At 68.6% G+C, this 21630-nt stretch carries 19 protein-coding genes; 17 read left to right on the top strand and 2 right to left on the bottom strand.

Annotated elements, in window-relative coordinates:
• Positions 1 to 19 precede the first annotated feature (19 nt).
• Genes EII35_RS16595 through cobA form a run of 4 tightly spaced genes read left to right on the top strand, consistent with a single transcriptional unit; the run spans position 20 to position 5770 of the window.
• Positions 20 to 2038 carry a magnesium chelatase subunit D family protein gene (locus tag EII35_RS16595; RefSeq protein WP_125226463.1) on the top strand — a complete coding sequence of 673 codons (2019 nt, stop codon included), beginning with the start codon at positions 20 to 22 and terminating at the stop codon, positions 2036 to 2038.
• Positions 2038 to 2649 (top strand): cob(I)yrinic acid a,c-diamide adenosyltransferase, encoded by a 612-nt coding sequence (gene cobO / locus EII35_RS00300; RefSeq protein WP_125226462.1) that lies wholly within the window; start codon positions 2038 to 2040, stop codon positions 2647 to 2649. The genes EII35_RS16595 and cobO overlap by 1 nt, the downstream gene beginning before the upstream one ends.
• The gene (locus tag EII35_RS00295; RefSeq protein ID WP_125226645.1) at positions 2646 to 5048 is read left to right on the top strand and encodes a cobyrinate a,c-diamide synthase; all 2403 of its coding nucleotides are present in this window, start codon (positions 2646 to 2648) and stop codon (positions 5046 to 5048) included. Before cobO ends, EII35_RS00295 begins: the two co-directional genes overlap by 4 nt.
• A complete protein-coding gene (gene cobA, locus EII35_RS00290) occupies positions 5045 to 5770 on the top strand; it encodes a uroporphyrinogen-III C-methyltransferase (RefSeq protein ID WP_125226461.1) in 726 nt (241 codons plus the stop codon). The genes EII35_RS00295 and cobA overlap by 4 nt, the downstream gene beginning before the upstream one ends.
• 381 nt (positions 5771 to 6151) lie before the next feature.
• Here cobA and EII35_RS00285 read toward each other — a convergent pair whose 3' ends face one another.
• The gene (locus EII35_RS00285; RefSeq protein WP_185744082.1) at positions 6152 to 6796 is read right to left on the bottom strand and encodes a helix-turn-helix transcriptional regulator; all 645 of its coding nucleotides are present in this window, start codon (positions 6794 to 6796) and stop codon (positions 6152 to 6154) included.
• A 42-nt stretch (positions 6797 to 6838) separates the two neighbouring features.
• On the opposite strand from EII35_RS00285, the gene moaA reads away from it, so the two are divergent.
• The 13 genes from moaA to moaC all read left to right on the top strand — a co-directional run bounded on the left by moaA (position 6839) and on the right by moaC (position 21090).
• Entirely contained in the window at positions 6839 to 7858 is a 1020-nt protein-coding gene (gene moaA / locus EII35_RS00280) for a GTP 3',8-cyclase MoaA (protein WP_125226459.1), read from the top strand.
• A gap of 95 nt (positions 7859 to 7953) precedes the next feature.
• Complete coding sequence (locus EII35_RS00275; protein ID WP_125226644.1) at positions 7954 to 8196, top strand: MoaD/ThiS family protein; 243 nt, start codon at positions 7954 to 7956, stop codon at positions 8194 to 8196.
• Positions 8168 to 8770: a molybdenum cofactor guanylyltransferase gene (gene mobA / locus EII35_RS00270; RefSeq protein ID WP_125226458.1), complete on the top strand. Its 603-nt coding sequence runs from the start codon at positions 8168 to 8170 to the stop codon at positions 8768 to 8770. Before EII35_RS00275 ends, mobA begins: the two co-directional genes overlap by 29 nt.
• Positions 8771 to 8836: 66 nt before the next feature.
• Positions 8837 to 12550, top strand: coding sequence for a nitrate reductase subunit alpha (locus EII35_RS00265; RefSeq protein ID WP_125226457.1), 3714 nt, complete (start codon positions 8837 to 8839; stop codon positions 12548 to 12550).
• Entirely contained in the window at positions 12550 to 14118 is a 1569-nt protein-coding gene (narH, locus tag EII35_RS00260; RefSeq protein ID WP_125226456.1) for a nitrate reductase subunit beta, read from the top strand. Before EII35_RS00265 ends, narH begins: the two co-directional genes overlap by 1 nt.
• A 5-nt stretch (positions 14119 to 14123) precedes the next feature.
• Positions 14124 to 14732: a nitrate reductase molybdenum cofactor assembly chaperone gene (gene narJ, locus EII35_RS00255; protein ID WP_125226455.1), complete on the top strand. Its 609-nt coding sequence runs from the start codon at positions 14124 to 14126 to the stop codon at positions 14730 to 14732.
• 1 nt (position 14733) lies between these two features.
• Positions 14734 to 15531 carry a respiratory nitrate reductase subunit gamma gene (narI, locus tag EII35_RS00250; RefSeq protein ID WP_125226454.1) on the top strand — a complete coding sequence of 266 codons (798 nt, stop codon included), beginning with the start codon at positions 14734 to 14736 and terminating at the stop codon, positions 15529 to 15531.
• A gap of 34 nt (positions 15532 to 15565) precedes the next feature.
• Positions 15566 to 16897 (top strand): MFS transporter, encoded by a 1332-nt coding sequence (locus EII35_RS00245; protein WP_260464961.1) that lies wholly within the window; start codon positions 15566 to 15568, stop codon positions 16895 to 16897.
• A 2-nt stretch (positions 16898 to 16899) separates the two neighbouring features.
• Positions 16900 to 18270: an MFS transporter gene (locus tag EII35_RS00240; protein ID WP_125226642.1), complete on the top strand. Its 1371-nt coding sequence runs from the start codon at positions 16900 to 16902 to the stop codon at positions 18268 to 18270.
• Positions 18271 to 18277: 7 nt separating this feature from the next.
• The gene (locus EII35_RS00235) at positions 18278 to 18688 is read left to right on the top strand and encodes a molybdenum cofactor biosynthesis protein MoaE (RefSeq protein WP_260464960.1); all 411 of its coding nucleotides are present in this window, start codon (positions 18278 to 18280) and stop codon (positions 18686 to 18688) included.
• Positions 18679 to 19413, top strand: coding sequence for a HesA/MoeB/ThiF family protein (locus EII35_RS00230; protein WP_260464970.1), 735 nt, complete (start codon positions 18679 to 18681; stop codon positions 19411 to 19413). Before EII35_RS00235 ends, EII35_RS00230 begins: the two co-directional genes overlap by 10 nt.
• Positions 19410 to 20612: a molybdopterin molybdotransferase MoeA gene (locus tag EII35_RS00225; protein WP_125226452.1), complete on the top strand. Its 1203-nt coding sequence runs from the start codon at positions 19410 to 19412 to the stop codon at positions 20610 to 20612. Before EII35_RS00230 ends, EII35_RS00225 begins: the two co-directional genes overlap by 4 nt.
• Positions 20613 to 20616: 4 nt before the next feature.
• Positions 20617 to 21090: a cyclic pyranopterin monophosphate synthase MoaC gene (gene moaC, locus EII35_RS00220; protein WP_125226451.1), complete on the top strand. Its 474-nt coding sequence runs from the start codon at positions 20617 to 20619 to the stop codon at positions 21088 to 21090.
• On the opposite strand, the gene EII35_RS00215 is transcribed toward moaC, so the two are convergent.
• The gene (locus tag EII35_RS00215; protein ID WP_125226450.1) at positions 21082 to 21588 is read right to left on the bottom strand and encodes a MogA/MoaB family molybdenum cofactor biosynthesis protein; all 507 of its coding nucleotides are present in this window, start codon (positions 21586 to 21588) and stop codon (positions 21082 to 21084) included. The two genes, moaC and EII35_RS00215, sit on opposite strands and share 9 nt — an antisense overlap.
• Between the last annotated feature and the right edge of the window lie 42 nt (positions 21589 to 21630).

Below are 21630 nucleotides of genomic sequence, written 5' to 3'. Positions count from 1 at the left end.
GACCCACAGGAAGGCTCAGATGAAGTTCCCATTCACGGCGGTCCTCGGGGCCGACGACATGGCCCGTGCCCTGATCCTGGCCAGCATCTCCCCGGAGATCGGCGGCGTCCTGGTGCGTGGCGAGAAGGGGACCGCGAAATCCACCATCGTGCGCGGTCTGACGGAGGTGCTGCCGGAGCAGCGCGTCCTGGTCGGGTGCCGGTTCCGGTGCGACCCGGATCATCTCGACGCCGACTGCATGGACCTCGACGTCGCCGGTCGGGAGGTGGCCACGGTGGCGGTGCCGCTGGTGGAGCTCCCGGTGGGTGCGTCCGAGGACCGGGTCACCGGGTCGCTCGACCTGCAGGCCGCGCTCGGCAAGGGGGAGACCGCCTTCGAGCCGGGGCTGCTCGCCGCCGCCCACCGCGGCATCCTCTACGTCGACGAGGTGAACCTCCTCCACGACCATCTGGTGGACCTGCTGCTCGATGCCGCGGCCATGGGACGCAACACCGTCGAGCGTGACGGGGTGTCGGTCTCCCATGCGGCCCGGTTCATGCTCGTGGGCACGATGAACCCCGAGGAGGGGGAACTGCGTCCCCAGCTGCTGGACCGGTTCGGGCTCACCGTCGAGGTCCACGCCCCCCGCGACCCGCAGACCCGAGTGGGGATCGTGCGTCGCCGGATGGCCTTCGACGCCGATGCCGCGGGGTTCAGGGCGACCTACGCCGAGCAGCAGGAGGCCCTCGCCCGGAGGATCGCCGCCGCCCAGCGTCTCGTCGGGCAGGTCGAATTGAGCGATGCGATGCTCGCGAAGATCGCGGAGGTGTGTGCGGCCTTCGACGTCGACGGCATGCGCGCCGACATCGTCACGGCACGGGCGGCCGTCGCCAATGCCGCCTGGGAGGGACGCTCACGGGTGACGAAGGCGGACATCCGGGTCGCGGCCCTGCTGTCCCTCCCGCATCGCCGTCGCCGCAAGCCCTTCGACGCCCCCGGACTGGACGAGGAACTCCTCGATCAGCTGCTGGGCGACGACGAGCCGGAACCTGAGCCCGAACCGCCGACGGATCCCGACCAGGGGCCGGATGAGGACTCCCCGCGCCCCGGCGACGCCACCCCGGAGCAGCCGTCGGAGCCTCCCGCCCCCGAAACGCCGGAGCCCCCGGAACCGCAGGATCCCGGTCGATCCGACACCCCGGAGCCCCCGGAACCGACCGGGCTCGCCCCCGTGGGGCTCGCCACGGCGGACGCCCCGTTCCGTCCCCGGGTGCTGCGTGCCAGGGGGCTCGGCGAGGGCACGCCGGGGCGCCGCTCCCGAGCGCTGACCAGTCACGGCCGCGTCGTCGGGGTGGATCCCAGGGCGAGGGCCGGGGCGTGGCACGTGCCCGCCACGATCAAGGCCGCGGCTCCCAGGCAGGCGGAGCGGGGCAAACGCGTCGGGCAGCCGCTGCGCATCCAGGGCGACGACGTGCGTCGCGCCAGACGCGAGGGGCGTGAGTCGAATCTCGTGCTGTTCGTCGTCGACGCGTCCGGATCGATGGGGGCCAGGCGGCGCATGGCGGCCGTGAAGACGGCGATCCTCTCCCTGCTGCTCGACGCGTACCAGCGCCGTGACAAGGTGGGCATGGTCACCTTCCGTGGTGAGGGCGCCGAACTCGCACTGCCCCCCACCACCTCGGTGGAGGCGGCGGCCGCCCGGCTCGACGAGCTGCCGCACGGCGGCCGGACCCCGCTTGCGGAGGGACTCGAGTGCGCCGCCCAGGTGCTCGCCACCGAGGCCGTGAAGGATCCGACGAGGCGTCCCATCGTCGTGCTGCTCAGCGACGGACGGGCCACAGCGGGCAAGGGCGCCTTGGCGCGCTCCCGTGCCGCCGCCGACGCGCTGGCGATGCAGGGGCTCGACTGCGTCGTCATCGACTGCGAGTCCGGCCCCATGCGGCTCGGCCTCGCCGGGGATCTGGCCGCGCGTCTCGGCGCGGAACTGGTCCCGATGGCTGAACTCGATCCCGCCGCGATCACCGACGTGGTCCGCGGCCAGTACCAGGAGGTTGCGTGATGGCACAGGGAACCCCGACGACGGTGCCGGACGACGGTCTCACCACGAGGCAGCGACGCAACCGGCCGCTCGTCATCGTCAACCAGGGCGAGGGCAAGGGCAAGTCAACGGCCGCCTTCGGGCTGGCGCTGCGTGCCTGGAACCAGGGATGGAGCATCGGGGTGTTCCAATTCGTGAAGTCCGCCAAGTGGCGGATCGGCGAGCAGAGCGCCCTGGAGGCCCTCGGCAGGCTCCACGACAGCACCGGCGAGGGCGGCGCCGTCGAGTGGAACAAGATGGGATCCGGCTGGTCCTGGACCCGCAAGGCCGCCGACGAGGACCCCGCCGAGGCCGCCCGTGACGGCTGGGCCGAGGTGAGACGTCGCCTCGCGGAACAGACCCACACCCTCTACATCCTCGACGAGTTCACCTACCCCATGGAATGGGGGTGGATCGATCCCGAGGAGGTGGCCCGGGTGCTGGCGGAGCGACCCGGCTTCCAGCACGTCGTCATCACCGGCAGGCGCTGTCCCGAACCGATCCTCGAGGTGGCGCAGCTCGTGACCAACATGACCAAGATCAAGCATCCCTTCGACGAGGGCCAGAAGGGCCAGAAGGGCATCGAGTGGTGACCCTGCCCCGGTTCGTGGTGGCCGCGGCCGCCTCAGGTCAGGGAAAGACCACCATCACCACCGGGATCATCGCCGCCCTGGCAGCGCGAGGGGTGACCGTCCAGGGCTTCAAGGTCGGCCCCGACTTCATCGACCCCGGATACCACGCCATGGCCTCCGGGCGGGTCGGTCGCAACCTCGACCCCTTCCTGACCGGCGAGGAGCGCATCGCCCCGCTGCTCGCCCACGGGGCCGGCGGCGCGGACATCAGCGTCATCGAGGGGGTCATGGGGCTCTTCGACGGCCAGCTCGGCACGTTCGGACTCGGCTCCACGGCCCACGTCGCCGCGCTGACCTCCTCGCCGATCGTCCTGTGTCTCGACGCCTCCGCCACCTCCCGGTCCATCGCGGCCGTCGCGCTCGGGCTGACCCACTACGATCCGTCGCTGCGGTTCGCCGGCGTCATCGTCAACAAGGTCGCCACGCCCCGGCACCGCGCTGAGGTCCTCTCCGCTCTTGACGGGCTGGGCCTGCCGATCCTGGGGGTGCTGCCCCGGGACGCCGCCATCGAGGCACCCTCACGGCACCTCGGCCTCGTCCCCGTCGAGGAACGGGGTGACGCCGAGGCGACCATGCGTCGTCTCGCCGAGCAGGTGGCGGCCCACATCGACCTCGACGCCCTCATCGAGGCGGCCGGGACGGCGCTGGAGCTGGACGTCGAGCCCTGGCGCCCGCACGCGGTGGTCACCCCACCCTCACCGCGACGCCCCGTCGTGGCGGTGGCGGGCGGACGGGCCTTCACCTTCCGTTACGCCGAGACCGTGGAACTGCTGGAGGCGGCGGGCTGCCGCCCCGTGATCTTCGACCCCGCGGTGGACCAGCAGCTGCCGGAGGGGACCGCGGGCATCTATCTCGGGGGTGGCTTCCCTGAAGTGCACGCCGCGGCCATCAGTTCCCGGGAGAGCCTGCTGGCCGACATCCGTGCCCACATCGCCGCGGGGGTCCCCGTCGTCGCGGAGTGCGCCGGAATGCTCTACCTGTCGCGCAGCGTCGACGGTTCCCCGATGGTCGGCGCCGTCCCGGGGGTCGCGGCGATGGGGCCCCGTCTCACCCTCGGGTACCGCCGGGCCACGGCGGTCACGGACGGCTTTTATGCCCGGGAGGGGGAGGAGATCACCGGGCACGAGTTCCACCGCACCACCACACAGTTTCCCCCGGGCGACCCCGGTGGCTGGGCGTGGACCGGACCGAACGGCTCCTGGGTCGACGGTTGGGCCAGCGGGAACGTCCACGCCTCCTACCTGCACGTCCACTGGGCCGGGCAACCGCACCTGGCCCAGCGATTCGCCGACGCTGTCCACGCGTTCCGGGGAGTGGTCCCCTCGGTGGAGTCGGCGGCGGCCCCGCAGCGAGCCGTCGAACCGGACCTCCACCACCACGGCGACGCCGAGCTGAGCCCCGGCGTGGTGGACCTGGCCGTGAACGTGCGACTCCCCGAACCCCCGAGCTGGCTGCTGGCGCGGATCCAGGCGACCCCGCTGGCCCCCTACCCGGACAGCCGCGAGGCGACTGCCACCCTCGCCACCTGGCACGGCGTCGATGAGGAGAGCGTGCTGCCGGTCGCCGGGGTGGCCGAGGCGTTCACCCTCATCGCGCGGGGACTCACGTACCGGCATCCCGTCGTCGTCCACCCGCAGTTCACCGAACCCGAGGCGGCATTGCGGGCGGCCGGTGCCGTCCCGCAACGGGTCCTCACCTGGCCGGAGGACGGGTTCCGGCTCCATGCCGACCGGATCCCGCCCGGTGCTGACCTCGTGATGATCGGCAACCCGACGAACCCCACGGGGGTGCTGCATCCGGCCGAGACGATCCGGCGGATCTGCCGACCCGGCCGGGTCGTCGTCGTGGACGAGGCCTTCATGGATGCGGTGCCGGGGGAGTCCGAGTCGATGCTCGTCGGCGGGCTGACGGGGGTGCTCGTGCTGCGGTCGCTGACCAAGACGTGGGGGCTGGCGGGGCTGCGGGTCGGCTGTGTCATCGGGGATGCGGATCTGGTCGCCCAACTGCGGCGGGTGCAGACCCCATGGGCGGTGAGCTCCCCGGCTCTGGCGGCCATGACCGCCGTGTGCTCGACGGAGGCCCACGACGAGGTCTCCCGGTGGCGGGAGCAGCTGGGTCGTGATCGTGACGCACTCGTCGATGGGCTTCGCGGCCTCGGGCTCCACGTGGTGGACTCCGCAGCCCCCTTCCTCCTGGTGAAGGGGCCGGTCGGGCTGCGCGAGAGGGTGAGGGCGCGTGGTCTGGGGCTTCGGAGGGGTGATACCTTCCCGGGGCTGGGTGAGGGCTGGTTCCGGGTGCGGATTCCCGGAGCCGAACTCCGCACCCGATTGCTTGACGTCGTGAAGGAGGAACTGGCATGAGCGGACGCGTGGTCCTGGTGGGAGCCGGGCCGGGTGATCCCGATCTCATCACCGTCGCCGGTCTGAAGGCGCTGCGTGAGGCGGACGTGGTGGTCACGGATCGGCTGGTTCCCCTGGAGTTGTTGACGGAGGTCCGTGAGGGTGCGGAGGTGATCCACGTCGGGAAGATCCCGCGCGGCGAGTTCACCCCCCAGGAGACCATCAACCAACTGCTCGTGGATCACGCCCTGGCCGGGCGCCACGTCGTGCGGTTCAAGGGCGGCGACCCGTTCGTCTTCGGGCGTGGTTTCGAGGAGTGGCAGGCCTGCGAACGGGCCGGGATCCCGGTGACCTACATCCCGGGGATCTCCTCCTCGATCGCCGGTGCCGGGCTCGCGGGCATCCCCGTCACCCATCGGGGTGCGGTGCAGGGCTACACCGTCGTCAGCGGGCATGTGCCGCCGTCGGATCCCCGGTGCGACATCGACTGGGACCACCTCGCCACGTCGGGGCTGACGATTGTGGTCATGATGGGGGTGCAGAACCTACCGGTCATCGCGCAGCACCTCGTGGGTGCCGGGCTCGCCGCCGACACCCCGGCCGCCATCATCGAGAACGCCGGCCTGCCGTCGATGCGGGTGCTCCGTGCCCCGATCACCGAGCTGCCGCAGGTCGCCGAGGAGGCGAAGGTCCAACCGCCCGCGGTGACGATCATCGGGCAGGTCGCGGGTCTGTCGGGCTGATCGGCGGGGGGTTCCGCTTCAGCCGCCCTTGACCGCGCCGGTGTTTCGGTTCGCCGGCCCTATTCCGGTTTCGCCTGTCTTGTCCCGGGTTCGCCTGTGTTGGGTGTGGCTGCCTGCCTTGACGGCGCGGCGGTACCACGGAGGAAGGAGGAACCGAGGGAACCAGATGAGACTTCCAACGAGGAAGATGATTCCGCTGATCAGCCAGATGATGCTGGCCGCCTGCATGAGGACCTTGGGGGCGTCACACACATCATCGCCTCCCTCGACTCGTCAGGTGCAGGACACTACGAGGCCCCACCGACGAGGAGAACGCCTCGCGCGAGTCGCAAACGAGGGATGCTGTCCGTCGGATGGGCGACGGGCTGCCCCGGCGTGGTGTCAGACCCCCGTGGCCTCGACCCGCAAGGGCACATGGCAGACGTCCTCGCCGACGACCAACTCACCGCAGGCCACACGTGAACCGCTGAGGAAACCCTCGAGAAGGCCCTGATGCACGGCGCACACCAGGGGCAGGAGCTCCGGATCGACGTTGTTGCGGAACGGGCAGCGCAGGAAGCACAGGGTCCCCTCGTCCTGGAAGGCCGTGAACCCCCGTTGTCCGAGTAGGGTCACCAGATCCGTGATGGTCTCCTCCGGCTGCTGCTCGGCTGAGGAGTCCCTCGAGGCCAGGCGGCGTCCCCACAGCTGCCCGGCCTGTTTGGCCGACTCCTCCGGTTCCGGGGCGGTTTCCCTGATCTGGCCCAACAGGGTCTCGGTCAGTTCGACGAAATGGGTGTGCTGCAACTCCGGGGCCCGGGTCGTCGCATGGTAGAGCGTCGGTGGGCGTCCGGGACCCTCCGTCGCCGCCGGGCCTCGGGCGGCGTAACCGGAGGAGACGAGGGCCTCGAGGTGGAAACGTGAGGAGTTCGGGTGCAGGTCGAGCCGCCCCGCGACCTCGGTGATGGTCACCGGTGCCGCGGAGGTCTGGAGCACGGCCAGCACCTTGGCGCGCGTTGGTCCCAGCCCATGGGCGAGTCTCGTCACGGGTCCATTGTTGCAAGTCGGGGGCCATGTAGCATTTTCACCATGCGCTTGGTGAAATTGCTCGACGCTCACGGTCGTGTCGCCGAGGACCTGCGGGTGTCGCTCACCGATCGCTGCAACCTCCGGTGCACCTACTGCATGCCCGCGGAAGGAATGCAGTGGTTGCCCACGGAGCAGACGCTGACCGACGACGAGGTGATCCGACTGATCCGGGTGGCGGTGTCACGCCTCGGGGTCCGGAGTGTCCGATTCACCGGCGGTGAACCCTTGTTGCGAGGAGGGCTGGAGGACATCGTCGCCGCGACCAGCGCGATGCACGGCCCCGACGGAAGGCCGGAGGTCTCGCTGACCACCAACGGACTCGGCCTGGACAAACGGATCGACGGCCTGGTCCGCGCCGGACTGGACAGGGTCAACATCTCCGTCGACTCCCTGGACCCGGTCCGCTACGCCCGGCTGACCCGGCGCGATCGGCTGCCGGACCTGATGCGCAGCATCGAGGCCATCGAACGGAAGGGGCTTCGCCCCCTGAAACTGAACTCGGTCATCATGCGCGGACTCAATGAGGACGACATCCTCCCGCTCGCCCTGTTCGCCCTGCAGCGGGGCCATGAACTGCGTTTCATCGAGCAGATGCCCATCGGGCCGAGGGATGGCTGGCGCCGTGAGGACATGGTGGCCGCCGAGGAGATCCTGGCGGTCCTGGGGGGCCGGTTCGCGATGGTCCCGGAGGGCGGGTCCCGGGGGAGTTCGCCCGCCGAGATCTGGCGGGTTGAGCCCGATGCCGAACAGCCGGGCGGGAGGCTGGGGGTGATCGCCTCGGTCACCAACCCTTTCTGCGGGGCGTGTGACCGCACCCGGATCACATCGGACGGTCAGGTGAGGACCTGCCTCTTCGCCCGGACGGAGACCGACCTGCGGGGAATCCTGCGTGGTGGTGGCGGTGACGACGACATCGTCGCCGCCTGGGTGGGGGCCCACCTCGCCAAGCCCCGGGCCCATGGGATCGACGAGGCGGGGTTCGTTCCGCCCGAGCGGACGATGAGTGCGATCGGTGGCTAGCCCGAGGTGGCGGGGACATCCGGCGCTCGCGGGGCCCTGACACGATGGGGTGAACATGACCCGTCACCCGGCGGTCATGGAGGAGAGAGGAAGTGATGATGAAGGTTCGGTTCTTCGCGGCGGCGGCGGAGGCGGCGGGTACGGATGAGACGGAGCTTGATGCCACCGGTTTGACGCTGGCCGAGGTGCAGCAACGCCTGGGGGAGGGCAATTCACGGCTGTCCGAGGTCCTCGCGGTGAGCTCCATGTTGGTTGACGGCAGGCGCGTCAGCGATGCGACCGTTCGTCTGGGTGACGAGGAGCAGATGGATGTGCTGCCTCCCTTCGCGGGCGGGTGAGTCCCGGATCGGTGTGGTGCTCGCCGGGGGGCGGTCCTCCCGGATGGGCGTCGACAAGCTCGAGCTGAGTCGGGAGGGGGAGACCCTGCTCCAGGGGTGCGTGACGGCCGCTCTCGACGTGTGCGAGCGTGTCCTGATCGTGTCCCCGGACCGCCCCGGGTTCCGTGACGACCGCGTCGACTTCCTGCTGGAGGATCCTCCGCACGGCGGCCCGGCTGCCGGTCTGGCGGCCGCGGTGGCAACGCTCGAGGGATCTCCCGATGACACCGAGGTCCTTGTTCTTGCGGGGGACCTCGTCGATCCCGCCGCCGTGGTGGGTGCCCTGACGGACGCCGCGTTCGGCGGAGACGGGGTGGTGCTGGAGGACGAGGAGGGCTGGCCGCAGTACCTCGCCGCACGGTATCGGCTCCTTTCCCTGCGCCGAGTCCTCGAGGCATGGGGACATGCGCGGGGCCTGTCCGTTCGGCGCGTTCTGAAACCGCTGAATTTGGAAAGAAAAAACGTTTCAAATTCTGTGACGATGGACCTCGACACCCCCGATTTGGCCCGCAGATACGGGTTCATGGCGCCGTGAAGCCCGCGGATGCGGATTTGACCAAAACTATGTGAAATTGTGTGGAAGTCATGCCAAGCTAAGCCCATGAGCACCGATGCAGCACGCTTGGACGGCCCCGCCTCAGAGGCCCTGTTGAAGGTAGGGAAGTTCTTCACCCGGTGGGAACAGACCGACGATGGCAGGGCCGTCTTTCGCGAGGGAGATCGGGCCGGGGACGTCTTCTACCGGGACCGCTGGAGTCACGACAAGGTTGTCCGTTCCACCCATGGCGTCAACTGCACCGGGTCCTGCTCCTGGAAGGTCTACGTCAAGGACGGACTGATCACCTGGGAGTCCCAGCAGACCGACTACCCCTCCACCGGACCCGATCGCCCCGAGTACGAGCCGCGCGGCTGCCCGCGTGGGGCCTCCTTCTCCTGGTACACCTACTCGCCCACCCGGGTGCGGTACCCCTATGCCCGCGGTGTGCTCGTCGAGATGTACCGGGAGGCGAAGGCCCGCCTCGGCGACCCCGTGGAGGCCTTTCGTGACGTCGTCAACGATCCGGTCAGGCGGCGCCGCTACCAGCAGGCCCGCGGCAAGGGCGGACTGGTGCGCATCTCCTGGGAGGAGGCGTTGGAGATCGCGGCCGCCAGCTACGTCAACACGATCCAGCACTACGGCCCGGACCGCTGCGTCTCCTTCTCACCGATCCCGGCGATGAGCATGGTCTCCCACGCCATCGGTACCCGCTTCACGCACCTCATCGGTGGGGCCATGACCAGCTTCTACGACTGGTACGCGGACCTCCCCGTCGCCAGTCCCCAGGTGTTCGGGGACCAGACGGATGTCTGCGAGTCCGGGGACTGGTGGGACGCCACCTATCTCATGATGTGGGGCTCCAACGTGCCCGTGACCCGGACCCCCGACGCGCACTGGATGGCGGAGGTCCGCTACCGCGGGACCAAGGTCGTCACCGTCAGCCCTGACTACGCGGACAACGTCAAGTTCGCCGACGAGTGGCTGCCCGCCCAGGCGGGCACGGATGCCGCCCTCGCCATGGCGATGGGGCACGTGATCCTCAAGGAGAACTTCGTCGATCGCAAGGTCGACTACTTCGACAACTACGTCAAGCACTACACGGACATGGGCATGCTCGTGACCCTGGAGGAGCATCCGGACGGTCATGGCCTCACCGCGTCGAAGTTCCTCACCGCCGCGGATCTGGCGGCTCGTCGTCGGGACTCCGACGCCAACTTCAAGACCGTGATGTGGGATCTGGCGACGGGCTCGCCGGCCGTCCCCAACGGGTCGATGGGATTCCGCTACTCCGCCGACGGGGAGGGCAGGTGGAACCTCGATCTGGGGGACATCGACCCGGCCCTGACCCTGCACGGGCTCCCGGGCACGGAAGCCGTCGAGATCGCGTTGCCGTGCTTCGAGGATCCCAGGGGACAGGGGACGATCATCCGACGGGGTGTTCCCGCCCGCCGTGTGGACGGCAGGCTCGTCACCACCGTCCTCGACCTCATGCTGGCCCAGTACGGCGTGCAGCGTGACGGGCTTCCGGGCGTCTGGCCGAGCGGCTACGACGACGCGGAGACCCCCTACACCCCGGCATGGCAGGAGACCATCACCTCGGTGCCGGCCGAGGCCTGCCTCCGTGCCGCCCGGGAGTTCGCCGCCAACGCGGAGGAGTCCGAGGGGCGCAGCATGGTCATCATCGGCGCAGGCATCTGCCACTGGTTCCACGCCGACGTCACGTACCGCTCGATCATGGCGCTGCTCATGATGTGCGGCTGCATCGGCCGCAACGGTGGTGGCTGGGCCCACTACGTCGGCCAGGAGAAGTGCCGCCCCATGACCGGGTGGTTCAACATGGCCAACGCGACCGACTGGACGCGGCCGCCGCGCACCATGATCGGCACCGCCTACTGGTACATGCACACCGACCAGTGGCGTACCGACGGGTACTCGGCCGACCGCATCACCTCGCCCCTGTCGAAGGGGAAGCTGGACGGGATGCACGCGGCGGACTCCATCGCGATGGCCCAGCGGCTCGGCTGGATGCCGTTCTACCCGTCATTCGACATGAACCCGCTCGATCTCGCGGACGAGGCGCTGGCCGCCGTGGACCGTGGCGAGTACGCGACGCCGCAGGAGTACGTGGCGGCCCGACTGAAGTCGGGGGACCTGAAGAGCGCCCTGGAGGACATCGACGCCCCGGAGAACTGGCCGAGGACCATGATTCTCTGGCGCTCCAACCTCTTCGGTTCCTCGGCCAAGGGAGCCGAGTACTTCAGCAAGCACCTGCTCGGCACCCACAACAACGTCATGGAGAACGGGCACGGTGCGGACCGACGTCCCGAGGTGGTGGCCTGGCGGGACGAGGCGCCGGAGGGGAAGCTGGATCTCCTCATCGTCTCCGACTTCCGCATGACCTCCTCCACCCTGCTCAGCGACATCGTGCTGCCCGCCGCCACGTGGTACGAGAAGTACGACCTCAGCTCGACGGACATGCACCCCTTCGTCCATGCGTTCACCCCTGCGATCCCACCGCCCTGGGAGGCCAGGACGGACTTCCGGATGTTCACCGATCTCGCCCGGAAGATCGGGGAACTGGCCAAGGGACGACTCGATGTCCGCAAGGACCTGGTGGCCGTGCCCATGCAGCACGACACCCCCGGCCAGATCGCCCAGCCCGGTGGCACCGTCCCCGACTGGCGGGGGACGGATCTGCCCGCGGTCGCCGGGAAGAACCTGCCCGTCCTGGCCATCGTCGAGCGTGACTACACGGCGATCGCCGACAAGCTGTTGACGGTGGGGCCCCTGGCGGATCAGCTGGGCTTCACGACCAAGAACATCACCTACGACGTCTCGCACGAGGTGGAACGTCTGGCCAGGCAGCACGGCGTCTTCCCCTCCGGGGCCGCAGCCGGACGTCCGGCCATCGACACCGACGAGCGACTCGCCGAGGCCATCCTGACCTTCTCCGGGACCACCAACGGTGAACTGGCGGTCCAGGGGTTCAAGAACCTGGAACGCAAGACGGGGCGCGACCTCGTCGACTACGCCGCCGGTGCCGAGGAGAAGCGGGTCACCTACATCCAGACCCAGCAGGCTCCCCAGTCGGTCATCACCTCGCCCGAGTGGTCGGGATCCGAGACGGGAGGGCGGCGCTACGCCGCGTTCACCATCAACACGGAGCGGCTCAAGCCCTGGCACACGTTGTCCGGCCGGATGCACTTCTTCCTCGATCACGACTGGATCTCGGATGCCGGGGAGAACCTCCCCATCTTCCGCCCGCCGCTCGACATGGTGCGTGACTACGGTGAGCCCGCCGTGGGCAGCACGGGGGAGCGAGCCATCACCGTGCGCTACCTGACCGTGCACAACAAGTGGGCCATCCACTCGCAGTACCAGGACAACCCCTTCATGCTGACGCTCGGTCGCGGTGGGTCCCAGGCCTGGTTGAGTGTCGAGGATGCCGCAGCCATCGGTGTAGCGGACAACGACTGGGTGGAGTTGACCAACGCCAACGGCGTCTTCGTCGCCCGGGCGATCGTCTCCCCGAAACTGCCCACCGGGGTCGCCTACGTGCAGCACGCCCAGGAACGCGTGGTGGACACGCCCAAGTCCCAGGCAACCGGACGTCGAGGGGGCATCCACAACTCGGTGACCCGCATTCTCCTGAAGGCCACCCATCTCATCGGTGGATACGCCCACCTGGCCTACGCCTTCAACTACCTCGGGCCGAGTGGGGTCCAACGTGACATCGTCTCGACGGTGCGCCGTCGCTCGCAGGAGGTGACCTACTGATGCCCAAGCGTCGTCGTGTCATGGCCCAGGTGGCCATGGTGATGAATCTGGACAAGTGCATCGGCTGCCACACCTGTTCGGTGACCTGCAAGCAGGCCTGGACGAACCGGGCGGGCACGGAGTACGTGTGGTTCAACAACGTGGAGACCCGCCCCGGACAGGGCTATCCGCGAACCTACGAGGACCAGGAGAAGTGGCAGGGCGGGTGGGTGCGCACCCGGTCGGGACGGCTCAAGCTGCGTTCCGGTGGCCGGTTCAAGAAGCTGTTGAGCATCTTCGCCTCGCCGGCCCATCCCGAGATCGGCGACTACTACGAGCCGTGGACCTACGACTACGAGAACCTCACCCGGGCCCCGCTGGGGGACGACTTCCCGGTCGCGCGGCCGAAGTCGCTCGTCACCGGCAAGGACATGGCCATCACGATGTCGGCCAACTGGGACGACTCCCTGGGCGGTATCCACGAGACGGGTCACGACGACCCCATCGTGAGGAAGCTCCGCGAGGAGGCCAACCTGCAGATCAAGTTCGAGTACGAGAAGACCTTCATGTTCTACGTACCGAGGATCTGCGAGCACTGCCTCAACCCGTCGTGCATGGCCTCGTGTCCTTCCGGCGCCATCTACAAGCGGGTCGAGGACGGCATCGTGCTCGTCGACCAGGACAAGTGCCGGGGCTGGAGGCAGTGCATCACCGGCTGCCCCTACAAGAAGATCTACTTCAACCACCGCACGGGCAAGGCGGAGAAGTGCACCCTGTGCTATCCCCGGCTCGAGGTGGGCATGCCGACGGTGTGCTCCGAGACCTGCGTCGGTCGGCTCCGCTACATCGGCATCATCCTCTACGACCCGGATCAGGTCACCAAGGCGGCCCTGGCTGACGACAAGGACCTCTACGAGGCGCAGCTCGACGTGATGCTGGACCCGAACGACCCGCAGGTCATCGCGGATGCCCGTGAGAGCGGCATTCCCGCCGACTGGATCCTCGCGGCACAGCGTTCCCCCGTGTACGCACTCATCAAGCACTTCAAGGTCGCCCTGCCGCTGCATCCGGAGTACCGGACCATGCCCATGGTCTGGTACGTGCCGCCGCTGTCCCCCGTCGTGGACCTGCTCAAGTCGCAGGGCCATGATTCCGAGGCGGGGGGCAACCTGTTCGGGGCCATCGACGCCCTCAGGATTCCCGTGGAATACCTGGCCGAGCTCTTCACGGCGGGTGACACCGAGGTGGTGACCCTCGTGCTGCAGCGGCTCGCCGCCATGCGTTCCTACATGCGGGACATCACGCTGAACCGGGAACCCCAACCCGAACTCGCCCATGCGGTGGGGATGACCCCGGAGGCCATGGAGCAGATGTACCGGCTGCTCGCCATCGCCAAGTACGACGAGAGGTACGTCATCCCGCAGGCCCACTACGAGCGGGCCCACAGCCTGGAGGAGATGGCCTGCTCGCTGGACTTCGAGGGCGGACCGGGAGCGGGCGGGACCGGACCCTATGCCAGCACGATGGGCAACGTGGTCCCCGTCACCATCGAGAGCTATGCCTCGGCCAAGGCCAGGCGCGGGGAGTGACGCCGATGGATGCCTCAGTGGTCTTCAGCGCGGCCGCCCTCGTCCTCAGCTATCCGGAGGAGGAACTCCTCGGTCGACTCGACGCGATCGAGGACGCGGTGGCCCGCGCGGACGCGGCGGAGTTCTTCGCGCCGACGCTGGAACACCTCCGATCCGCTCCGCTGATGGAGCTGCAGGCCTGGCACGTCCAGGAGTTCGACCTGTCGCGCCGTCATGCCCTCCACCTCACCTACTGGACGGACGGGGACACCCGTCGACGGGGTGAGTCCCTGCTCCACTTCAAGCGGGCCTACCGCGATTCCGGCCTCGTCGTGCACCTGGCCGGGGAACTTCCCGACCACCTTCCGGTGGTCCTCGAGTTCGCCGCCGAGGGTGACCCGACGGCGGGGCGCCGCCTGCTGGACGAGTACCGGGTCTCGTTGGAGTTGTTGCGCATCGGACTCACTGAGGACGGGCTTCCCCAGGCCGGGGTCGTCGACGCGGTGTGTCGGGTGCTCGGCGGTCCGTCGCCACGGACCCGGGCCGAGGTCGCCAAGCTCCTCCAGGGGCCACCAACCGAAACCGTCGGCCTCGGCGCCGATCTGCTTCCCTACCCCCAGTTCCTAGGACACTGAGATGCATGTTCTGCTCAAGACCGAGAATCCCGTGACCGGCCTCGACATCTTCCTGTGGGGTGTCCTTCCCTATCTGGTGGCTGCCGTGCTCATCGGTGGCACCATCTGGCGGGCCCGCTACGACCAGTTCGGCTGGACCACCCGCTCCTCACAGCTGTACGAATCGAAGTTGTTGAGGATTGCCTCCCCGCTGTTCCACTTCGCGATGCTCGCCGTTTTCATGGGACACGTCGTCGGGTTGTTGATCCCCAAGGCGCTCACCGACTGGATCGGCATCAGCCAGGAGATGTACCACGCGGGGGCCCTGTACGGCGGTGGCCTGGCCGGTCTCGCCCTGGTGGTGGGACTCGTGCTGCTGCTGTGGCGCCGGTTCTCGAACCGGGCGGTGACCCGCGCGACGACCCTCAACGACACGCTCATGTACGTTCTCATGGCCACGGTGATCGGTGTGGGCATGGTGGCCACGTTGACCGGGGATCACACACCGACGGGTGAGCACCACAACTACCGGGAGACCGTGTCGGTGTGGTTCCGGTCGCTGTTCGTGCTGCAGCCCGACCTCGGTGCGATGAAATCCGCCACGTGGCAGTTCCAGACCCATGTGGTGCTGGGGCTGGTGCTCATCGCCTCCATACCCTTCACCCGTCTCATCCACGCCTTCTCGGCGCCGATCCATTATCTGTTCCGTCCCTACATCGTCTACCGTTCCCACAGCCCTCGGGATCGTGCCTCCGCCACCACACAGGGGCGGGGCTGGGATCCGGTCGGCACCCCTGACAACCATCGCAGTCAACGCTGACCCTGCAGCCCCGTCACAGTAAGGAATCACCAAGTTGAGCAAGCACCTGATCGAGGTCGCGCCCATCCATGACACCGGCAAGGGGGCCGGGCGGGTCCTCACGATCTCCACCATCGCCTTCACCCTGATGTTCGCGGTGTGGCTGATGTTCGGGATCCTGGGCATCCCGATCCAGAAGGAACTGGGACTGAGCGACGAGCAGTTGGCGTGGATCTCCGCCGTGGCCGTGTTGAACGGTTCCATGTGGCGGCTACCCGCGGGCATTCTCGCGGATCGCATGGGTGGCCGCAGGGTCACCCTGTTCATGTTGTTCGCGACCGCGATCCCCGCGTTCTTCGTCTCCTTCGCGCAGAACTACATGATGCTGCTCGTGTTGGCGTTCCTCGTCGGCTTCGCGGGCAACCTCTTCTCGGTGGGGACCGCGTGGAACTCCGCGTGGTTCTCCAAGGAACGGCAGGGGCTGGCGCTGGGCGTCTTCGGGGCGGGCAACGTCGGTGCCTCCGTGACGAAGTTCATCGGCCCCGGGCTCATCGCGGCGACGGCGGGCAGCACCTATGTCCTCGGCATCCAGGGCGGCTGGCGTCTCATCCCGGTGATCTACGCGATCCTGCTCGTCCTGGTGGGTGTCATCACGTGGTTCGTCGTGCCGAAGGTGGACCGCGCCCCCGGAACCGCCAAGCCGATCCGGGAGATGCTGCAGCCCCTGCGTCACATGCGGGTGTGGCGGTTCAGCCTCTACTACGTGGCCGTGTTCGGTGCCTACGTCGCCCTGTCGGCCTGGCTGCCCAAGTACTACACGGACAACTTCTCGGTGGACCTCGGGACGGCAGCCCTGCTCACCGCGACCTTCATCTTCCCCGCATCCCTGCTGCGGCCGCTCGGCGGCTGGTTCAGTGACCGCTGGGGAGCGCGTCGGGTGATGTACTGGACCTTCGGCCTGATGCTGTTGACCAGCGGCATCCTCATGATGCCCAGCGGATACCTGACCATCGTTCATCCGGACGGTCACGAGAGCCATCACATGCACTACGCGATGCAACTGCCGTGGTTCGTCATCCTGGTCTTCATCCTCGGCTGCGCGATGGGCATCGGGAAGGCCGCGGTCTACAAGCACATCCCTGAGTACTTCCCGGACAACGTCGGGTCGGTCGGAGGACTCGTCGGGATGCTGGGCGGACTCGGAGGCTTCGTGCTGCCGCCGCTGTTCGCCTACACCAAGACTTGGTCCGGGTTCCCGAGCAGCACCTTCTTCTGCATCTTCGTCCTGGTGGCGATCTGTGCCGTGTGGATGCACGTGACGATCCACCGGATGCTCCACGAGGCCACCCCGGAACTGGCGAACAAGATCGACAAGGAAAGTGAGTGACGATGGGCCCCAAGATCGAGACCAGCGGTGACTGGCTCAAGCACTGGGATCCCGAGGACGAGGCCACGTGGGATCGCGGTCTCGCATGGACCACCCTCACGGTGACGACGATCAGTCTGACCCTCTGCTTCGCGGCCTGGTTCCTGCCCAGCGCCTACGTACCCAAGCTCAAGGCCCTCGGGTATGACATCGACAAGACCGGGTTGTACTGGCTGGCGGCGATGCCCGGACTCTCGGGCGGTCTCATGCGGCTGGTGTGGATGGTCCTCCCGCCGATCATGGGCACCCGGAAACTGGTCACCCTCACCACGGCTGCGCTGGTTCTGCCGCTGCTGGGGTGGGCCTTCGCCATCCAGAACAACCAGACGCCCTACTGGGTGCTGATGATCCTGGCCTTCCTGGCCGGGATCGGCGGTGGCGCGTTCTCTGGATTCATGCCCTCCACATCCTTCTTCTTCCCCCGCAAGGCCCAGGGCACCGCCCTCGGCATCCAGGCGGGGATCGGCAACTTCGGGGTCTCGCTGGTGCAGCTGTTGACCCCGTGGCTCATCGGTTTCGGCATGATCGGTGCGGCCCAGGTCATTCCGCAGCCCTCCGGCGGGACCCGGGAGGTCTTCTACCAGAACGCCGCCCTGGTCTACGTCCCCATCGCCCTCGCGGTGGCGATCTGGGCCTACGTGGTACTGCGTTCCGTGCCCGTGAAGGCCAACATCCGGCAGCAGTTCGACATCTTCGGCAACCAGGACACCTGGTGGATGACGCTGCTCTACATCATGACCTTCGGCACGTTCTCGGGGCTCTCGGCGCAGTTCGGTCTGCTCATGGGGAATCTCTACGGTTCCGGCAACTCCGCGATCGTCGACGGAGGGACGGTGCTCGTGGACGGGTACTCGGTTCCGGACCCGGTGGCCTTCGTCTTCCTCGGGCCCCTCGTCGGGGCGGGGGCGAGGGTGCTGTTCGCGCCGTTGACGGACCGGATGGGAGGCGCCATCTGGACCCTCATCTCCGGTGTCGGGCTGGTGGCCGCCATCGGCTTCACCATCCCCGCCCTGACCCCCGACACGTCGAGCGCTGCGGCCCTCCAGGCCGGATTCAGCCAGTTCCTGTGGGGGATGCTCGCCATCTTCCTGTTCTCGGGGATCGGAAACGCGTCGACCTTCAAGCAGATGCCCATGATCTTCGAGCGGCGCCAGGCCGGTGGGGTGATCGGATGGACCGCGGCGGTGGCTGCCTTCGGCCCGTTCCTCTTCGGCGTCGGCCTGTCCATGCTCGGCCCGGTGGTGTTCTACTGGATCGGCGTGGTGTGGTGTCTCGTCTGCATCGGGATCACGTGGTGGCGCTACGCCCGCAAGGGCGCGGCGAAGCCCAGCTGAGGACGCCGTGACGTATCACGCATCCGTGGTGGACACGGACATCGATGGCGGGTCCGTGCTGCGGCTCGTCGAGGACGAGCGGGCCGGCGCGGTGATCAGCTTCTCCGGGGTGGTGCGCAACCACGACCACGGGGTCGCGGTCACCGGCATCGAGTACGTCGCGCACCCCTCCGCGGAGCAGGTCCTGCAGGAGGTGGTCGCCGAGTTCGCTCCGAGGGTCCACCACGTGGCGGTCCAGCACCGCATCGGCTGGCTCGACGTGGGCGGGGTCGCGTTGTACGTGGCGGTTGCGGCCTCCCACCGCAAGGAGGCCATCCGCTGTCTCGACGAGTTGATCGACGAGATCAAGGCGAGAGTCCCCATCTGGAAGAAGCAGTTCCTCGCCGACGGAGGGTATGAGTGGTCCCAATGCCCCTGAGCCGGGAGCAATGGGAGAGATACGCCCGCAACATCGACGTGGTCGGTCTCGGGGTGGCAGGTCAGGAGCGGCTGCTGGCCTCATCCGTCCTGGTGATCGGGGCCGGTGGGCTCGGCTCGGCCGCCCTGCCGTACCTCGCGGCCGCCGGGGTGGGAAGGATCGGCGTCGTCGACGGCGACGTCGTGGAACTGGGCAACATGCAGCGACAGGTACTGCACACCGAGCTCGGGGCGTCAAAGGCCGTGTCGGCGGGGGAGCGGTTGTCCGCACTCAATCCGGGCGTCGTCGTGGAGGTGTTCCCCGAGCACCTGAACTCCCAACGCGCACTCGAACTGTTCCCCCGGTTCGATCTGGTGCTGGACTGCTGTGACACCTTCGAGGCCAAGTTCCTCATCGCCGATGCCGCCTCGGCGGCGGGCAGACCCGTGGTGTGGGCGTCCGCCGTCGGGATGCAGGGGCAGTGCAGCGTGTTCGGCGTCCCGGATGCCCACGGGGATGTGCTGCACCTCAGGGATCTCATCCCCGACGAACCGCCGGAGGGCACCTATCCGAGGGCGGCGGAGGTGGGGGTCCTGGGGGCCGTCGTGGGACAGATCGGGACGCTGCAGGCGACGGAGGCCATCAAACTGCTCGCCGGCCTCGGCGAACCCCTGGTCGGCAGGGTTGCGGTGTTCGACGCCCTGCGTTGCCGTTGGGATCACCTGCTGTTACGGAGGTCACGTTGAGAACCGTCGAGGAACACCTCGCCCACGTGGTGGGGTTGGGTAGCCGGCTGGAGGCGGAACCCTGCCCGATCGGGGAGGGGGACGGCAGGGGGCTGGCCGAGGACCTGAGCGCCAGGGTTCCGGTGCCGCCGTTCGACAACTCAGCCATGGATGGGTTCGCGGTCCGGGCCGCGGACCTCGCCCCGGGGGTGGTGCTGCGGGTGGTGGGGGACATCCCCGCCGGCGCGGCCACACTGCCGACGGTCGGCGTGGGGGAGTCGGCCCGGATCATGACCGGGGCGCCGATGCCGGAGGGGGCCGACACCGTGGTGCCGGTGGAGCTCACGGATCAACCTCCCGGGGCCGCGCCCCTGCCGGATGCGGTACGCATCGTGGAGCCCGTGACCCCGGGGCGGCACGTACGTCGTCGTGGCGAGGATCTCCCCGCCGGAGCGGTGGCACTCCCCAAGGGCCTGCGGTGGAGTCCTGCTGCTGCGTCAGCGGCTGCCTCCATCGGGTACTCCGAGGTCCCGTTGATCCGGCGTCCCCGCGTGGCGGTCCTCGCGACGGGGTCGGAACTCGTCGAGGCGGGCCAGGAACTGGGTACCGGTCAGATCCCGGACTCGAACTCCTTGCTGTTGGGTGGCCTCGTGCGTCAGTTCGGTGCCCACGTGCTGAGCGCCGGGAGGGTCGGCGACGATCCGGAGGAGTTCGCCCACGCCTTGGCGGCGGCGGGACGGGCCGACCTGGTGCTGACCACCGGGGGGGTCTCGGTGGGTGCCTTCGAGGTCGTGCGGCAGGTCACCCAGGGAGACCTGGATTTCGTGAAGGTCTCGATGCAGCCCGGGAAACCCCAGGCCTGCGGCCTGCTGCACACCGACGATGGGCGGCAGGTTCCGATGATCGGCCTGCCCGGCAACCCGGTCAGCGTCTTCGTCTCGGCCTGGGTGTTCGTGCGCCCCCTGATCGCGGTGCTGGGGGGTGTGGATGCGGCCGACGACATCGTGGAGACCGTCGCAGCGCAGGGATGGAGCGGGCCGCCGGACCGGTGCCAGTACATCCCCGTCGCCTTCACCCCGGAGGGGGTGGTGCCGCTCCACCGGCTCGGGTCCGGTTCCCATCTGGTGGCGAGTCTGGCCTCCGCTGAGGGGCTGGCCATCGTGCCGGCGGGGGTGGCTGAGGTGCGTCCCGGGGACCGGGTCAGGTGCCTTAGGGTGTGATGCCATGAAGTTCACCCACCTCGACGAACGTGGCCAGGCCCGCATGGTCGATGTCACGGCGAAGCAGCCCACGGTGCGGGAGGCATCGGCGGAGGCCGTCGTCTCGTGCTCCCCCCGGGTCGTGGCCGCGCTGCGGGAGGGAACGGTGCCGAAGGGCGACGTGCTGGCCGTGGCCCGGGTCGCCGGTATCGCGGCGGCGAAGAAGGTACCCGATCTGCTCCCGCTGGCCCATGTCATCGGTGTGCACGGGGTGACGGTCGACCTGGTGGTGGTCGACGACGGAGTGACCATCTCGGCGACGGTGCGGACCGCGGACCGGACCGGGGTGGAGATGGAGGCCCTGACAGCCGTGACCGTCGCCGCTCTGGCCGTTGTGGACATGATCAAGGGCAGTGATCGTCTGGCCGAGATCACCTCCGCCAGGGTGGTGGCGAAGTCCGGGGGACGCTCCGGCGACTGGGTCCGCCCGTCAGAGTGACGGGGGACGGCTGAGATCGTGGTCGGCGCCGTCCAACTGCTCGACCAGGTGCTGGAGCAGGGGTCCGACCACGGCGATGGTGTCGCGGGCCCCGCCCCGTGACCCGGGGGCGTTGATGATGACCACCCGTGGGGTGCCCTCCATCACGCCGGCCAGCCCCCGGGAGAGGAGCGCTCTCGGCTCCTTCTCCGCTCCCAGTCGACGCACGGCCTCCATGAGCCCGGGCAACTCGAGGGAGATCAGCTCCCGCACCGCCTCGACCGTCACGTCGCGGGGACCCACGCCGGTGCCGCCCGTGGTGAGGATGACGCGGCTGCCCTCGCGTTGCGCCGCCAGGACAGCCTCCCGGATCCGTGCCGCATCATCCGGGACGATGACGGGCTCGGCGACCTCGAAACCGAGCTCGGTCAGGGCGTCGCGGAGGATCGGTCCGGAGCGGTCCTCGTAGATGTCGCGGGAGGCCCGATCCGAACAGGTGATGACGGCAGCTCGTGTCATGTCGTCACTCTAGCGTTGATGTCTGTTCCACCCCATGGGGGA

Origin of the sequence: Arachnia propionica (assembly GCF_003932785.1) — a bacterium.
Lineage (GTDB): Bacteria > Actinomycetota > Actinomycetes > Propionibacteriales > Propionibacteriaceae > Arachnia > Arachnia propionica_B.
This window is presented reverse-complemented; position numbering and strand designations above follow the sequence as displayed.

What these genes read in the sequence shown, in the direction of transcription:
- EII35_RS00240 (WP_125226642.1), top strand. Translation starts at nt 16,900, where the DNA reads ATGGGCCCCAAGATCGAGACCAGCGGTGACTGGCTCAAGCACTGGGAT.
- EII35_RS16595 (WP_125226463.1), top strand. Translation starts at nt 20, where the DNA reads ATGAAGTTCCCATTCACGGCGGTCCTCGGGGCCGACGACATGGCCCGT.
- EII35_RS00275 (WP_125226644.1), top strand. Translation starts at nt 7,954, where the DNA reads ATGATGAAGGTTCGGTTCTTCGCGGCGGCGGCGGAGGCGGCGGGTACG.
- EII35_RS00230 (WP_260464970.1), top strand. Translation starts at nt 18,679, where the DNA reads ATGCCCCTGAGCCGGGAGCAATGGGAGAGATACGCCCGCAACATCGAC.
- cobA (WP_125226461.1), top strand. Translation starts at nt 5,045, where the DNA reads ATGAGCGGACGCGTGGTCCTGGTGGGAGCCGGGCCGGGTGATCCCGAT.
- narI (WP_125226454.1), top strand. Translation starts at nt 14,734, where the DNA reads ATGCATGTTCTGCTCAAGACCGAGAATCCCGTGACCGGCCTCGACATC.
- moaA (WP_125226459.1), top strand. Translation starts at nt 6,839, where the DNA reads ATGCGCTTGGTGAAATTGCTCGACGCTCACGGTCGTGTCGCCGAGGAC.
- narH (WP_125226456.1), top strand. Translation starts at nt 12,550, where the DNA reads ATGCCCAAGCGTCGTCGTGTCATGGCCCAGGTGGCCATGGTGATGAAT.
- EII35_RS00265 (WP_125226457.1), top strand. Translation starts at nt 8,837, where the DNA reads ATGAGCACCGATGCAGCACGCTTGGACGGCCCCGCCTCAGAGGCCCTG.
- cobO (WP_125226462.1), top strand. Translation starts at nt 2,038, where the DNA reads ATGGCACAGGGAACCCCGACGACGGTGCCGGACGACGGTCTCACCACG.
- moaC (WP_125226451.1), top strand. Translation starts at nt 20,617, where the DNA reads ATGAAGTTCACCCACCTCGACGAACGTGGCCAGGCCCGCATGGTCGAT.
- EII35_RS00215 (WP_125226450.1), bottom strand. Translation starts at nt 21,588, where the DNA reads ATGACACGAGCTGCCGTCATCACCTGTTCGGATCGGGCCTCCCGCGAC.
- narJ (WP_125226455.1), top strand. Translation starts at nt 14,124, where the DNA reads ATGGATGCCTCAGTGGTCTTCAGCGCGGCCGCCCTCGTCCTCAGCTAT.
- mobA (WP_125226458.1), top strand. Translation starts at nt 8,168, where the DNA reads ATGTGCTGCCTCCCTTCGCGGGCGGGTGAGTCCCGGATCGGTGTGGTG.